This window comes from Paenarthrobacter sp. 2TAF44 (assembly GCF_052114885.1).
GTDB lineage: Bacteria > Actinomycetota > Actinomycetes > Actinomycetales > Micrococcaceae > Arthrobacter.
Genome location: NZ_JBFRFP010000046.1, coordinates 1 through 13,924, shown reverse-complemented (window position 1 = coordinate 13,924; position 13,924 = coordinate 1). Strand labels below are relative to the sequence as shown.

General features: G+C 58.6%; 11 protein-coding genes and 1 pseudogene. 3 read left to right on the top strand and 9 right to left on the bottom strand.

What is annotated here, in order from left to right:
• Positions 1 to 230: 230 nt before the first annotated feature.
• Complete coding sequence (locus AB4Z15_RS24760; RefSeq protein WP_442019374.1) at positions 231 to 407, top strand: hypothetical protein; 177 nt, start codon at positions 231 to 233, stop codon at positions 405 to 407.
• Between the two features lie 72 nt (positions 408 to 479).
• On the opposite strand, the gene AB4Z15_RS24755 is transcribed toward AB4Z15_RS24760, so the two are convergent.
• Positions 480 to 2,903, bottom strand: coding sequence for a TOTE conflict system archaeo-eukaryotic primase domain-containing protein (locus AB4Z15_RS24755; RefSeq protein WP_442019373.1), 2,424 nt, complete (start codon positions 2,901 to 2,903; stop codon positions 480 to 482).
• A 566-nt stretch (positions 2,904 to 3,469) separates the two neighbouring features.
• Complete coding sequence (locus AB4Z15_RS24750) at positions 3,470 to 3,673, bottom strand: hypothetical protein (protein ID WP_431114637.1); 204 nt, start codon at positions 3,671 to 3,673, stop codon at positions 3,470 to 3,472.
• Positions 3,674 to 5,913: 2,240 nt separating this feature from the next.
• Here AB4Z15_RS24750 and AB4Z15_RS24745 point away from each other — a divergent pair.
• On the top strand, positions 5,914 to 7,182 hold the full coding sequence (locus tag AB4Z15_RS24745; protein WP_442019372.1) for a hypothetical protein: 1,269 nt from the start codon (positions 5,914 to 5,916) through the stop codon (positions 7,180 to 7,182).
• A 505-nt stretch (positions 7,183 to 7,687) separates the two neighbouring features.
• On the opposite strand, the gene AB4Z15_RS24740 is transcribed toward AB4Z15_RS24745, so the two are convergent.
• The 4 genes and pseudogenes from AB4Z15_RS24740 to AB4Z15_RS24725 all read right to left on the bottom strand — a co-directional run bounded on the left by AB4Z15_RS24740 (position 7,688) and on the right by AB4Z15_RS24725 (position 10,266).
• A complete protein-coding gene (locus AB4Z15_RS24740; RefSeq protein WP_442019371.1) occupies positions 7,688 to 8,182 on the bottom strand; it encodes a GIY-YIG nuclease family protein in 495 nt (164 codons plus the stop codon).
• On the bottom strand, positions 8,155 to 8,523 hold the full coding sequence (locus AB4Z15_RS24735) for a DUF4041 domain-containing protein (protein ID WP_442019370.1): 369 nt from the start codon (positions 8,521 to 8,523) through the stop codon (positions 8,155 to 8,157). Before AB4Z15_RS24735 ends, AB4Z15_RS24740 begins: the two co-directional genes overlap by 28 nt.
• A gap of 253 nt (positions 8,524 to 8,776) precedes the next feature.
• Positions 8,777 to 8,872, bottom strand: a pseudogene (locus tag AB4Z15_RS24730) (DUF4357 domain-containing protein); the annotation flags it as partial.
• Positions 8,873 to 9,837: 965 nt separating this feature from the next.
• On the bottom strand, positions 9,838 to 10,266 hold the full coding sequence (locus AB4Z15_RS24725; RefSeq protein WP_442019369.1) for a hypothetical protein: 429 nt from the start codon (positions 10,264 to 10,266) through the stop codon (positions 9,838 to 9,840).
• Positions 10,267 to 10,966: 700 nt separating this feature from the next.
• Here AB4Z15_RS24725 and AB4Z15_RS24720 point away from each other — a divergent pair.
• Positions 10,967 to 11,965 carry a DUF4238 domain-containing protein gene (locus AB4Z15_RS24720; RefSeq protein ID WP_442019368.1) on the top strand — a complete coding sequence of 333 codons (999 nt, stop codon included), beginning with the start codon at positions 10,967 to 10,969 and terminating at the stop codon, positions 11,963 to 11,965.
• A gap of 16 nt (positions 11,966 to 11,981) precedes the next feature.
• Here the strand turns inward: AB4Z15_RS24720 and AB4Z15_RS24715 are convergent, their stop codons facing one another.
• The 3 genes from AB4Z15_RS24715 to AB4Z15_RS24705 all read right to left on the bottom strand — a co-directional run bounded on the left by AB4Z15_RS24715 (position 11,982) and on the right by AB4Z15_RS24705 (position 13,620).
• The gene (locus AB4Z15_RS24715; protein WP_442019367.1) at positions 11,982 to 12,347 is read right to left on the bottom strand and encodes a hypothetical protein; all 366 of its coding nucleotides are present in this window, start codon (positions 12,345 to 12,347) and stop codon (positions 11,982 to 11,984) included.
• Between the two features lie 182 nt (positions 12,348 to 12,529).
• Positions 12,530 to 12,937 (bottom strand): hypothetical protein, encoded by a 408-nt coding sequence (locus AB4Z15_RS24710; RefSeq protein WP_442019366.1) that lies wholly within the window; start codon positions 12,935 to 12,937, stop codon positions 12,530 to 12,532.
• On the bottom strand, positions 12,934 to 13,620 hold the full coding sequence (locus tag AB4Z15_RS24705) for a hypothetical protein (protein ID WP_442019365.1): 687 nt from the start codon (positions 13,618 to 13,620) through the stop codon (positions 12,934 to 12,936). The genes AB4Z15_RS24710 and AB4Z15_RS24705 overlap by 4 nt, the downstream gene beginning before the upstream one ends.
• Positions 13,621 to 13,924 lie beyond the last annotated feature (304 nt).

The following is a 13,924-nucleotide window of genomic DNA, read 5'->3' as shown; positions in this document are numbered from 1 at the left end:
TCTCCAGCTGCCCGCCGTCAGTAACCCTCATCTCCACCGGCTGCTGTGGATCCGAGTGCGCCTCAACGGCGCGACGAAGTGTCTTCAAGGCCTCCCGCGCGAGTTCAGAATCATTTCCTTGCGGGTAGGCCGGGATTGGTGCATGGGTCACCATCATCGTATTCCTCTCCTCATTCCGCCCTCTGCGTGTATACGTTCACGCTACCTTATAAACGAAACAAACAAAACAAATGAAACAATCGAATCCGAAGGCGTTGTTGTCAGCGGCCCGAACCGCGACGCGGAAGCACAAGCACAACACCATCTGGACGCTGACCACTTCGCAGCCCAGGCATCCTCAGGCGCTTCGGCAGCTAGGCATCGTGGCCCTGAACGAAGCCCTGGCCTGCGCAAATATTGCGCTGTAGTGCTGGCGGCAATCCAGTTCCAGAGGCTTAGGGTCAATCACGCGCTCACCACGTGCCCTTCTATGCAGGCAATTATCGGATTGTCATCTTCCGCGGATCGGGGAAACCAAGTGAGACATACCCCGGCGCCCGCTTGTTCAGCGACGCTGCCAGGACGGGTGTAGATTCGTCAAGATAGTCGTGAACCGTAGCAACAGCCTTTCCCGGGTATGGGCGGATAACGCGGCCGGCGTATTGGACCAATCTGCCTTTGAACGAGACTGGCGCTGCAAGGAACAGGGTATCCAGCTTGGGGCAGTCAAAGCCTTCGCCGATGTAGGAGCCGGTTCCCAGGACCAGCAGGGGCTGCTCATCGTCGGCGCCGGCAAGAAGATCGACTGCGGCCTGCCGCTCTTTCGCTTTCATCGCCCCCGTGAAGACCACGGGATTCAGTCCGGCAGCCTCGAATCGGGACCTAAACGAATCAAGATGGGCTTTCCACGTTGTCAAGACCAGGATTCGGGAGTTCTGCGCGTAGGCCGCCATGACATCGTCGTAAATTTGCTGAAGGCGTGCCTCGTCGGCGATCAGGTCCTTGTAGATGGCGGAGATCCCGCCCGGTTCGCTTGGATCCGCCGGGCCGGCGTACGTGTATGACGTCCGATGCAGTTCCAACTCCAGCGCAGGCTCGGCGATCTCCCCTGCGTGACTCGGCAACTGCTGACGAGGCGCGGGTTCGATGGTGTGTGAGATCTGACCGAGCTGGTGGTAGATCAGCGAGTCCAGCTTGTCCCGCCGGTACGGCGTCGCAGTCAATCCCAGCCAGTACCGTGCCTGGATCTGGTTCATGACGTGGCTGAACGCGGCCGCCGGTACATGGTGGCACTCGTCCACGATGACGAAACCGTACCCAGCGGTCAGCTCGGCGATGTTCTCTCGCCGCACCAGCGTAGGCAAGAGGGCAACGTCGACCCGGCCGGTTGTCTTTACACGCCCGCCGCCGATCTGTCCGCATTTTTCGTCCATGAACTCACGCACGCGGGTTCGCCATTGCTCAGCCAGGGCCTTGCGATCAACCAGGATGAGGGTCGAGACGCCACGGAGCGCCATGGCCGCGCACGCCATCACGGTCTTTCCGGTACCGGGCGGAGCCACCAACACTCCGTGCTCCGAGACCGTGGCGGCGTCCACGGCATCTTGTTGTTCCGGGCGCAGCCGGGCCGAGAACTCGAAGCCTTGGGCAGCGCCATCCGCCCGTTGATCGTCAATGCGCAGCGAGCTGCCACCCGATTCAACAAGCCGCTGCAAGAGGGGCAGCAAGCCGCGAGGCAAAATGAGGTCGCCTTCAAGCGTTTCGTCGTAGTTGCGCAGGTACCGGGGAATGTTCCATGTGGACCGGCGCCGACGCTGGCGCTCGTAGAACTCAGGGTTCGGCAGGGACGCAGCATGCTTGACGGCTGAGATCATCGCCGGCCCCAGATCAGCTGCCCTGACGGTCAGTCGGGAGGCGAATGCCGCATGAACGATGAGTGCAGGTCGCGGAACGATCTTGGACGATTGCGGCAGCTCAAGCCGACGAACTTCTTGTCCCAGCCTGACAGTGGGCAGCCTGCGGACATAGGCATGAACATCGTGGTCCGAAAGACGATCCAGGCTGGACAGGTACGCCCACTGATCCTCGTATGGTTCGAGGGTCGTCGTGTCGAGGAATACCGTGGCGCCATGCTGGCGGCGTTTGCCGTTCAGCGGCGCAGCAATCAGGTTGCCCATGCCTTTGCCAGAGTGAACGTCTTGGGAGGGAAAGAGCCTGTCATAACTAGCCAGGTTCATGCTCCCGCGTAGTGCCATCGCCTCATGGATGAGGCCGGTGCCAAGCTGGCGCGCGACCGTCGCCGGCATCGCCGTGCTGAAGAAGATCCACACGTGCGCGCCACGTCCGGATTGGGAAACCTCCAACGCTGCCGGAATTCCCCGAAAGCGGGCCGCCTTTACGTACGCCAGCGCATCCAACATGGCGGCACTACCGTCAAAGTCCGCCGCGACCCACCAGCAAGTGTCCTGTTCAGTCAAGGGATACAGCCCAATATGCTGCAGCCCCCGCAAATGGTCAGCGACAACGAATGGCGTAAGCGGCAAGAAACCAGCGCCGGCGATACTAGCGCCCTTACGCCAGCCACCGGCAACCGACGGAACCCAGCCCGAACGGCCGTCCCGTGAGTTTTCCCACCTGACTGCATAAACATCACTTCGAGCCCGGAACAAATCCTGGAAGAGACGGACTTTCGCTTCCGGGGGCGAATCCATAGTCACGACGCCATGGTGCATCACTGCGGGAATGGCGGGTTGAGCTAGGCGAGCCCCCTTGGACTCGGCCTCCGTGAGCTCCAACAACTTCCGCAACCGGGCATTGTCGAGACGAAGTTCCTCGAGCTCAAGCTTCAGAGCCCTGTCTGCAGAATCGGAAAGGCCCGGCAAAGCAGTTTCACCAGCAACTTCCGTCGTGTCTTGAATCACCATTCCATTGTTGACTGCATCTGGCACCGGACGAAATTAAGAGCGGTGGCCACCAGAAGCTATGCAATCGGGCTTCGCAGCAAAGTGTGGACAGCGTCCAAACCCCATGCTCCGGGCCAAGGGGCCCCAGAGGGCTGCGGCCCTCCAGTAATGAACACCAGGCGGAAAGTTTGGCCGGGTCGTCGGTCATGCTGTTGCGACCCTTTACGCCATGAATAGGTGACAAGCAACTTCACTCCCCTGCAACCGAAGGAGCAACCAGGTCACACAAACGGCCAACGAAAAAAGGGCCCCGAAGGGCCCATTCGTAAACATTTGGCCACGCCCACCGGCCAACAGGCTGCCGACCTGCGACAACACAGTGCCCTAGGTGGGACTCGAACGGGACTCCAGGCCTTGGAAACAACGGGCACCTGCGAGAACATGCGGAATCCGAAGCAGTCCAACCGATGTGCGACGTGCTCCGACGGCGAAAGTGTGGACAGTAATGATTGTGCACACCCTCATTTGCCCATGAAATGGGTCCCACGGGCCAAGCCCGCGTGCCCGCCCCGGTATGCCTAGGCGGGTTAACTGGCTGGTGCCACAACGTCCTCCAGCACTGACCTGTCGAAAAAGCGGATCTCGCCCGTTGCCTCGAAGAACACAGGAACTACTGATGTGCTCAGGTCTTTGGACGTTTCGTAGATTTCAGCCGCACTCCCGTGCTTCCTCGCAATTGTCCCAACCAGCTCGGTACCGCGAACCCGAACAGTTCGATATTTGTAGCTCATCGTGACCCCTTCGTCGGCTAAGGCACACCCTACCCTGGGAGTGCCGTTTCGGGGGGGTAGCTCCTATGGCGCCAACACCATTGGTAGCGGCGGCTTCGGATCACTTCCCCATAAATGCAGCGGAAGCATGGAACTGCACTCGAGTCCTTACGAACACTGCGGAATCCGCGAAAACGTGATCCTTGCCGATACGAGACCAGTAGGAGCCAAACCAAGGCTAAAAGCGTCGACAGCGACCGCATTTTCCGACGCAGTGGCCCTGACGTCGTGGCGCTGAGGCCGTGAACGGTCATCATCGCAATCGAAGCCGCCGCGCGAACCAAATCATCGATTTCTGCCGCTGTCGCAGCAGAAATATCTGCCGTACTAATGGGCGGGCGTAACATCCACGAGGGCATCCACCCTTCCGTACCCTTTCTCAAGGAAACGGCCCCGTTCACCGCGGGCACCGCCCCTGGCCAATAGGGATCAACAGCCCTCGGGCTAAAACACGTCCAAACTCTGTGGTCGGCCGGGAGCGACCTAGCATGGGCGGGAACAACGTAAGCGGCGCCCTGCGAACGGAATCATTGCTGACGCCGAATTCATGCCGCTTCGTTTCCTTCGCTTCGATAGATAAGCGGAAGTTCTATCGCTGCTTGTCATTCTGATATGCCCCATGATCGCTGGGCGGGTCCTCCGCGCAACCAAGGCGCTACCGCGCCGGCCCCGGAACCGCAAGCTCCTTCATTGAAACATCGAAGCATTGCCTCCGACTGACGTTTTCGCCCCGGCGCCCGGTTCCCCAAGTTGCACTCCGGCCCCTCAGCCCAGCGTGTGGTCCCCTACCAGAACGACCCCCACAACCACCAACCGCAGAAAAAGACACGGCAACAAAAGGGTGAAGGGAACCACGGGATCATGAATACGCTCGGTCGAACGTAGCTTGCGGATCGCCGTCATGTCGCTAGGGCCACTTATATGCGATGAGTAAACGTAGGCCGTAGGAGGGGACAGTGATAGCCACAGTCAACCGCAATAAAGAAGATTTAAGTGTGGACAATGTCGACCCCTCCTTTGGCCTGACAAAGCATCGATCAGCCACGTCTCCTCATACCAGGAACGAGCCGAAACTAGCGTCTCTGACGAAGGATCGCGAAGTCATGTCGTGCTCAGCACCCCTACCCATGAAGAGCTGTAGGCCAACCCCGACCTACCCGACGCACCAAGAGAGGGACGCATAACGCCAGTTCAGAGCAAGCGGCGGGCCGGATCGCCACGACCTTGAACCCGCTCCCACAACCAAACAGCCGACCCGCGGCGCCCGGCCCACTCCGCGGCCGGTGTCAGTGGGACCTGACCAACCAGAATGTACACACGTTAAAGCAAAAACCCCTCTGACGAGGGGGTATGCCGTGCCCGAGGTGGGACTCGAATGGGATTCCAGGCCTTGGCATTGCTGGGAAGTTGCGGAAACATGCGGAAACCGGGCCAGTCCTGCGGCTATACGAGGCAGTCCGAGACCAGAAGTGTGGACAATGTCCACGCCCATCCTGACAGATATCGAATCTGCACACACCGGCTGTGCGCTCTCTGGATAGGCCTGGTGATGCCATAGCCCCTCTAAGACCTCCCGGCAGCTCTCACAAGCCGGTCCGGGGCCCAAGTTCCAGAGATTGTGGAGTTAGTTCCATCAGAGCTTCTCCTTCACATGAGGCGTCCCATGACCTGAATAACCGGATTTCGCACGGGCGCCTAGACACAAAAAAGCCCAAGGCGATATCAGCACGGCCGCTAAGAACCTTGATGAGGGTCCCCTGTTCGCTGCCTTACTCATGAATTACGACGGACCCACGTCGCTTGTTCTCCTGCAATGAATCGCGAAGCTCCCTTTGTACCCTCTCGCGAAGATCTGCCGGAATAGGACACCCCGTGACGTTGCTAGCACCGTAACCTTGAGGCTGTGAGGGCGGGCACCGCAGCTCGGGCGGCACGCCTCGCTGAACGTCAACGCAAAGCTCGTGCTCATGACCAGTTCTGCAACGGAAAACAACCCTGACACTATGTTCTTCTCTCATCCTTTTCCCCAATCGTTATTGCCGGCACTTATTCGCCACAAATCGGGACACTACTCCTTGGGCCCGACAGTTTGACTTCGAGCGAAGCTAGGACAGAGAGCGCGGCTTGAATGCAGTCACCATCCCTTCCTCCCGTATGCCACTAATCTTGGACGAGTCCCAACTCATCCAGAAGGAGCAAGCTTGGCGTCAGTAGATGATGGTCGTAAGGTGCTGGATCTGATCCTTCGTTCCCAGCAGTGGATACACCGGCGGGTAGACAAGCTCGACCTAACGGCTGCGGGGGAAACACGAAGGTCCGTGAGCCTCGACGCCACAGTTCCCAGGAAATGGGCCATAGTCGTCGGAAAAGGCCAAGTAGCGGTTCCCCTCGGTTGGCTTGAGAAAGGCCCTTTGCGTGGTCTGGACACTGAAGGACCCGATGGCAGATCCATCCCAATACTCAGCTCATCTGATAACGGCGAGCTGGCGGCCAGCTTGTTCTTTGCCGCAGCAACGAATCTTGGCCTCACGGACGACAATGAGGAACAGTCGTGGGCCGTAGCTCGCAAGCTAGCCTTCAGTCGGAATGAGTCTAGAGACGAGGCATGGCAAGCGTACAACGACTGGTTGACACCAGCCCGTTCCGCACTGCTCGTCCCCACGGGAATCTCAGACGATGTCACCGAGCTGCTCGATCAGCTTGCAGAAACTCTAATAAGCAGCTTCATATTGTTTGCGGTTATTGGCGATGACTGGTTGGGCCGGCGAGCTATCCTAAAATTTTCGAGCAGCCAAGACGAGCTGAAAGCGTCATCTCGGACTAGGGGGAACGCGCTGCTCTACGAGGTTGACATCCCTGACTTAGGATTGGCCCGAAGCCAGCATCTTGAGGTTGAAGCGCCGGAAGGAACGCATATCGAGTCCCTAACCTTGCGTTTGGACTCCTCGAGCGACGTGACATCTTGGATCAGCGAAACGCAGAGCCGTCCGCGCCCTTTAGCGCACCTCAACACGACTGACGCCGACCGATTTGCCCAAGGAACGGCACGGTTCCACGTTCGCCCAACGAGACATGGGATGCAACTTGTTACCGACGTCGCAGTGATCGTTATCTCCATCGGCGTTATCTTCAGTCTTTTCGCAAGGTTTTGGGAACCCAGTCTCTTGGGCTCAGCCTTCACCATCCCCTCGCCCGCCGTCCCAATCATGCTGACCGGTCCGGCACTTCTGCTTTCCTGGGTCGTGGTTAGATCCGAAAATCGAGTTGCCCTAAAGGCTCTTGCGCCTCTTCGCTACCTGCTGGTCCTCGGAGTAGCCCAGATATTTCTCGTGGCAGGTCTCGCTGCAATCCCCCTGTCCCCGTGGGTTTGGCAGGTTGTGTGGCTCGCCGTATATGCATTATGCATCGTCACGATCACCTTTTGGATACGAGTTAGATTCCTTGGCCCCAAGCTGGTGGTGGAAGAATGACCAAAGCCCGTAAGCTTCCAGTAAGGCAACGCGGAGGAGCCAAGCAATGAACGACGACAATGCACTTAGCAAGCAATCCGTCCCATCTGGCAAACGGATTCAATCCGCCAAGACACCAAAAATCTTCCGCGAGCGTAGCAACTACGTCATATCAACCGGGGGCACTTCCGTCTTCAAAGGTTTGAGTCGGCGCCGCGGCCGATTAAGTGCCGATGAGTTGATCGACATCGTCTCGACGAGGCCAAAGAACACATAATTGGCATAAATGCAGGGTTGACGGGTCCCTCCCGGCGGCCCTTCACGAATGCGTCCGACGCCTCGACTGATGCACGCGATTCCCCCCTCGGCGCTAGGATGCACCTCTGACCTGTATGCAACTCTCCACATTTAGCCGGCCGGACATGGCCTTGGTCTGTGCCATAAAAGCACCTACGACACGCCCTGAACGACGGCACCAGTCCAATCGCGCTAACAGTCCTCCGACCAGCAAATCGGCGATTGTCCGTTACACAGGCAGGGCGTCGGCCTCTGGAGTACTGAGGCGGAATTCTTCGGCGGCGGGTAGTTCGGTGAATTCGACGAGTTCGACGTGGTGTTCTTTCAGCACTTCTAGGACTTGGTGCGGGGTGACCCGGAAGATCTCACGGCGGAGGTTGACCTTGTTGACGCGCTGTTCCGCGAAGGTCCTGTGCAGCATGGCTTCGGTGGCAACCGCATCGTCGGAGTAGAAGAGCGCATGTACATCAAAGCGGAAGGGCACGGACGCATCTCCGAGTTCGTTGACCCTGTCCATGGGCCGGCGTGTCATGCCGATCTTGACCATGTTCTCTCCGAAAGCGCCGATGTTGGAGATGACGTAAACGTAACCGGCACGGATGTTAGCAGCTCGCCGTTCCACGTCAGCCAGGGCAAGCTCATCCTCAGCAATTTTTGCCCCCATGCGTTCGGCACCTTCGAGGTCGCCGTTGGCTATCAGTGCGTCCAGGGTTGCTTGGTGCATGGCGCGTTCCTTGGCAAGGTCTCCCGGGCCGCCGCCAGTTCAGCTTCGGCCTTCTTTTGTTCGCGCAGCTCTTCGCGGCGGGCGCGCTCCATTTCCTTCTCACCGGCAAGGACCTGAAGGTGTTCTGTAGCGAGGACCATTTCCTGGATGCGCAGGTGGTGATAGGTCTCGTCGACTCGCAGATTGATCATCGTACCTTGCCGCTCGATCTGTTCCTTTGCCTTCGTCAGGCGAGCTGTCGCCGTTGCCAGATTGCCGGCCTTGACCGTTTTTACACAGTTTTCGGCTTCTGCGTTGTATGCACGGAGCATGATGGTCGACATCTGGTTCACGAACTTCATACCCTGCTTCGCGGAGTTGTTGAACGTGAAGTTCGACTTGGCATGAATTGCCTGTTTGGTCCGTCGTCAACACATATTTTGCTGCCCACATTCTCCCGCCATCTATCTCACTGCTGTCTCCCGCGACCGTGCCCGGACCTTCGTTCCTGATGTCAGGTGTGACGCCGAGCGACTGGTCTTCAAGCTGCTGGAAGCTGCGTCCGTCCGCGGCCTTCCAAATGATCCGCCCGTTGATGCTGCCGCCGATGACGATGGCACCCGCGGTGCTGGGGCTGCTGAACAGGTGGTCTTTGACGAAGACATACTCATCACCGCGGACCTCGGCAATGCCCTGTTCGACCAATGCCACCCGGCGGCGCGCCAATGAGGCCGAAAGGGATGGGCGGGCTGTGGCTTTACCGACTGACCCGCAGGGACGAGCAAACGCTCGGTGGTGGGTCTGGCCCCGGCGTCGGTGCCGCCCTCCCTGAAGAATAGAGTTTCAGGAGCACCCTCTCCCCCGGGCGTGCCGGCCAGGCTGATCTCGCGGACGGGCTCCAGGACGGGGTACCCCAGGGTCGTCAAGAGAACCGCGATGGTTTCCAGATACTCCCGGCAGTCGGATTCCAGGGGCGCCGGCGTATGCGGGTTCGATGCCTCATTGCCGTTGTGCAGCTCATACCGTCCTGCCTGCCGGGCATTCTGGATCGCCTGCCGTTCCATATATCCGTTATGAGTGTTTGTCCAGGCGTTGGTCAGTGACACTTCGACCAGCGCGCGGTCCCAGAAGTCCTTCGTGTCCGAGTGCTGCTTGAGCCTGTCACCAACGCTGCCGGTCTGTCAGATGTAGCAGGATTGCAGTCCCGACGAGGATTATCCGAACAAGAAGTAGACGGCCACCTGCTTGGACTCCGGCCTATCCCGGAAGTCCCTCAGGAGCGGCCGCGGCACCTCGAAAACCCTTACTGTACGTGGTGATCTCAGCCATCCGGATACCCGCCGGATCACCCTGCGGAAGGTAAATCTTGATGGTCTGGGGTAGCGGCGTTCTGGGAGTGATGCTTGAATGCTGCCACGATGAACCGGCCATGCCCGACACTAAGTGATCCTGTTTCGCATCCCGAGTGGCACGCCACAGCACTTAGGCTGGTCATCCTAGGCAGGTGGCGCGGCCGCCCGGATTTTAGCGGCGCGTTTAGACCGGACGGTACCTGTAAGCGAAGGCTGCGTGGGAAGTAGGGGCAACTACCTTGACCCACCCATTCAAGGCGGCGGCGATCTGCTCGGACGTCGACTTTTCCCCGCGAAAGCTACACTTCGTCGAGCTGAGCGCCTTCAGGGAAGAGCTGACTTCGACTCCGTGACGATGATCCTGAGGCCATTGTCCGGATGATAAGTCCAGGATGCCTGGAACTTGTCCCAGGAGTCCTTCTGCGTGCCGTCAAGCGCTCGCGTGGAGTCGATCTCGGCCACAACACTGTCCGGGATCTTTACCGCCTTCAGAATGCAGGCAAGATCCGTTACCGGTAATCCGACATAACTGTTCTTAGGCTCGCCCTGCATGGTGATGGTGTATCCACCATCACCGATGCGGGCGTACTCGCCGCTCTTCACCTTGCAGGTATCAAGCGCTTGTTCGATTTGGGATTTGGTGGGCGTAGGTGAGGCCGATGAGCTTTGTGCGCTTGCTTCTGACGTCGGGGCGCATCCGCTGAGTGAAATGGCCAGCAGGACACCGCCGGCAGCCCCCAAGATTCGTTTCATGGGCAGAGCCTAACCCGAGGACCGTGCGATTGATGGTTGAGTCTGTTGCATATTTTTCCGTTTGATCCGTGTAAGGCCTGGCCAATTCCTCCATCACGGAGCTTTGGTACGGAAACTGCTCATAGACATACCGGCCCAGCATCACTGCCAAGTCTTCCTCGGTCATCGAGGCGCCGTCTTTGGGGTTGTCGTGGGACTCCGTAAGCAGGTTCCGCATGTTGATGAACTCAGCTTCGGTCATGTCTTTCTCGATATTTGTTTCCGTATACCAAGGAATCCCGTGCAGCGGCGGCAAAGAACCAAGGAGGGAACCCGTTGGCCAGTTGTCATCCGAGGAGGTGGTCAAGCCCTGGCGCCTCGCTGCCTGAGCAGCAAGGAATGGGATCAAATCACTTGGGTTGTACCTGCGCACTTCCTCCCGGAATTGGATGTATCATACCTTTCTGGGCGCCATCAGTCTCCTCGCTCATCCACAGATTAGAGTGCCACACCCTGGACGGTCTGGTATGCGGAAGGCGTAGCTCTTGGCTATATGACGGCGCCACAGACGTGGCGACAAAGTGGCCGCGATCGGCCCACAACATGGGACGTAGACTGCGCCCTCGCTGCGTGCGGACGAGCGTTGACGATCCTGCTCTGAGGCAACAGCGACAATAGTCACTGTTGGGCTTGGAGAGGATCAAAGAAAGGTACGGTCAACATGGGGGTCAGCAAGCGGCATCACACAGTTCCGAAGTTCTATCTGAATGGCTTCGGTTCTAAGGACAGCGCAGACAGCACGGCACAAATTGGGGCCGCTGGACGCGACGGAAAGCGGCTGGTCATACCCACCACCCATGCAACGGTCCAGAAAAACTTTTACGCTTTGACCGGCCACCCCCATGGGGCGGATGTGTTTGAGAAAGACCTCTCCCAGTTGGAAGGTGATGCATCCGCCGTCATCAAGAAGGCAGTAGAAGGGAGCTGGCCACTGTCCCGCGAAGACCGGGAGATCCTTGGTACCTTCCTAACCTTTCAGTTCCTCAGGGGTCCGGACACCAGAACTTCAATGGATCAGATGCACGGAACAGTTCTGTCCAAGGTGGTTTCCCAAATGGGTGCGGACGGTGTTCGAGACACGCTGAGCAAGTCGGGCAAAGAGTTTGATGACGACGTGGTGGATCGGTTGGTGCAGCAGGCAGCTGAGGCGGATGGGATAACCATGGGAACAACTCCCTTGGGTCACATTCGCCACATACTCGAACTGGTTCCCGAACTGTTGCTCTATTTTGTTGGGCGCCCATGGACCCTTATCCGGTTCAACCGCAAGAAGTTGCTGACGTGCGATACGCCGGTTGCACTGGTGCGTGACCCGGAACTGAAAGACGTGTTCCGAGGAGTGGGGGTTGGGACGGCCTGGGGGATCGCGGTCCCTCTGACGCGAGATGTCGGACTGCTCCTGAGTCATCCTGGGCCAGTTTTCGCTGAGATGGTTGACCAGAAGCAACAGGAACCGGAAGCGGTGGCAGAGGACATTGTTGCCGGTCGGCATGACTACGAACAGACTGGCTCAACTAAGTGGGCGCAGCTCTTCAACAGACATACGACCGCTAACGCCCGCAATTGGATCTTTCACCATCCAGAAGATGCCGATCTGATTCCCAAGGACCTCCCCGGCCCCCGTGACCGGGAAGTAGAGTCCGAAGTCATTTCGGGTTAGGAGCTGGCAAGGAACGTCAGTCAGCCAGGAACTCGTAGACTCTGTTCGCTTCATTGGGACCAACCATGAGTGGATCCGCTGCGTACATGCCGCGGTTCAGGGTAACTACGTAGTATAGGTTCCGTCGTGAGGACGGCCCGTAGATCGCCATCACGATTCCTTCGCCGTGAGGTTCCGGCTGGCCGACTTCGGCGCGCAGCGTCCTTCCTTCCTGCGTGTAGTCGAGCCGTTGGATTCGTGCTGCCGGCACTGTTTCGCCGTGAAGGTTTTTGGCAGCTCCGGCGTAGATGATCTCCGCCGCTTCTTGGTCCGGGGCACCAGGGACGAAGAAGGGACTTCGTGTGAAGAGCTTGCTGAGCAAATACTGGTCATTATGTGTCATGACGACACGGTAGAACCCAGGGCATGTCAGTTGTGGGACGACAGCTCCGAGCACCCCCCCACGATCCGAAGATCATGTGGGGCCGCTGTTTCAGGGTTCACATTTATCGACTACTAGCTCTCATCGCTGCTGGGCTTGGGCTCCAAGCGCCATTCGGCGACGGAAAGACCAGAGACGAAGTCCTATTCTTTGCGGCACTTGTCACAGTCGATCCAGTGATCATGTTCTCGGAAGCCGGGTGTTCTGTCATTTTCCCTGATGACCTTCCCTTCGCCGCAGGGGCACAGGGACCCATAGCGCTCGATCGTCCCTGGACCCGCACCCCATCCCTGGGTGTCATCTTTACTGCTGCTGATAGACGCAGTGCGAATGATCATATCCGCGCGCTGTGACGGTAGCGAGACCCTGGCCCACTCGACGATCGCTTCCTCTGCCGAGTTGAGGATCCCGGACCAAGCCGAAACTTCTCCGAGGATGTCCAGCAGCTCGTTGGGGGTACGAGCGGTGCGGTGATCGCTGCTCTGGATGCTCGCGGAGTAGTGGCTGGCGAGAACACCCACAGCGTCATCGCGGTCAGCCTGCTGGATCAACCACTCATGGAGGGCAAAACTTCAGTCGCTGGCTCCGGTCGTTCCCACCTATCAAGGACAGGCTCACCCGCTGCACACTGCTCAAGTGCTGTCTGCAAGTGCATGTATCCAGCGGGGCGGTGCTGGTGCCCTTGCGGCTTGGAGCTCCCCGGGCTGACCATGCGCTTGACGTAGTCATGCTCGAGCTCAGACACACCGATCATGAGGTTCAGTCCACCCTCTTGCTCGACCATCGGAAGATCCAGAGCGGCCGCCGCCCAGATGAGTCGACCGTTGGTGACGTAGGAGCAATGTGGCGCAAGGAATTTTTCGGCGGTGTACTTCAGGGAGTAGCTGCTCACCTCTGACGTTTCCCCTGGCGCGATGGGAGTGAACATCCGCAGGAAGTCGGTGAGTAGGGCCAGTTCAATAAAGTCGCTGCTCCCGTTGAAGCTCCACTGTGTGTCTGCATAGTAGCCAGCCTCGCCGAGGACGAAGTCGCCATCGTCGGCACCGATGTGAGGGTGGTCCTTCAAGGTGTTAATCAGTTGCCGCGCGCTGACCCTTTCGCCGAGGAACCCTTGAACAAGTGGTGACTCGGTCTGGCGCAGCGCGGTGGTGTAATTCGTTCCTACGAGTTTCGCCCAGGCGCGCGTATCTTGCTTGATCCTACGATCGCGGGTGTCATTGTTGTTGGAGTTCATCTCAATCTCTAATCCGGGCATAGCACCCCACGTCTGCAAGCCCTGTTATCAAAGAGAGATCCCAGTCCAGGTACTTCATTTCTGGATCTGTGGCAGTTATCTTCGGCGCCTCCGTCACGTGGGGACTCAGACTCAGAGAAAGGCAGACCAGACTGCCTAGTGCCGCGTGTTTGAAGTTGTCTTTGGCTTGGCTTTCGCCAGGATTTCTTCGGGTGATTTGGTCCAGGTGAAGGGGTGGCTGCGTTTGTTCCAGCCGGTGATGAATTGCCGGATCTTGCGCATCAGGTCCGTGACCGAGGTGAAC

What these genes read in the sequence shown, in the direction of transcription:
- AB4Z15_RS24760 (WP_442019374.1), top strand. Translation starts at nt 231, where the DNA reads ATGAAACAATCGAATCCGAAGGCGTTGTTGTCAGCGGCCCGAACCGCG.
- AB4Z15_RS24755 (WP_442019373.1), bottom strand. Translation starts at nt 2,903, where the DNA reads ATGGTGATTCAAGACACGACGGAAGTTGCTGGTGAAACTGCTTTGCCG.
- AB4Z15_RS24750 (WP_431114637.1), bottom strand. Translation starts at nt 3,673, where the DNA reads ATGAGCTACAAATATCGAACTGTTCGGGTTCGCGGTACCGAGCTGGTT.
- AB4Z15_RS24740 (WP_442019371.1), bottom strand. Translation starts at nt 8,182, where the DNA reads ATGCACCAAGCAACCCTGGACGCACTGATAGCCAACGGCGACCTCGAA.
- AB4Z15_RS24735 (WP_442019370.1), bottom strand. Translation starts at nt 8,523, where the DNA reads ATGAAGTTCGTGAACCAGATGTCGACCATCATGCTCCGTGCATACAAC.
- AB4Z15_RS24725 (WP_442019369.1), bottom strand. Translation starts at nt 10,266, where the DNA reads ATGAAACGAATCTTGGGGGCTGCCGGCGGTGTCCTGCTGGCCATTTCA.
- AB4Z15_RS24720 (WP_442019368.1), top strand. Translation starts at nt 10,967, where the DNA reads ATGGGGGTCAGCAAGCGGCATCACACAGTTCCGAAGTTCTATCTGAAT.
- AB4Z15_RS24715 (WP_442019367.1), bottom strand. Translation starts at nt 12,347, where the DNA reads ATGACACATAATGACCAGTATTTGCTCAGCAAGCTCTTCACACGAAGT.
- AB4Z15_RS24705 (WP_442019365.1), bottom strand. Translation starts at nt 13,620, where the DNA reads ATGAACTCCAACAACAATGACACCCGCGATCGTAGGATCAAGCAAGAT.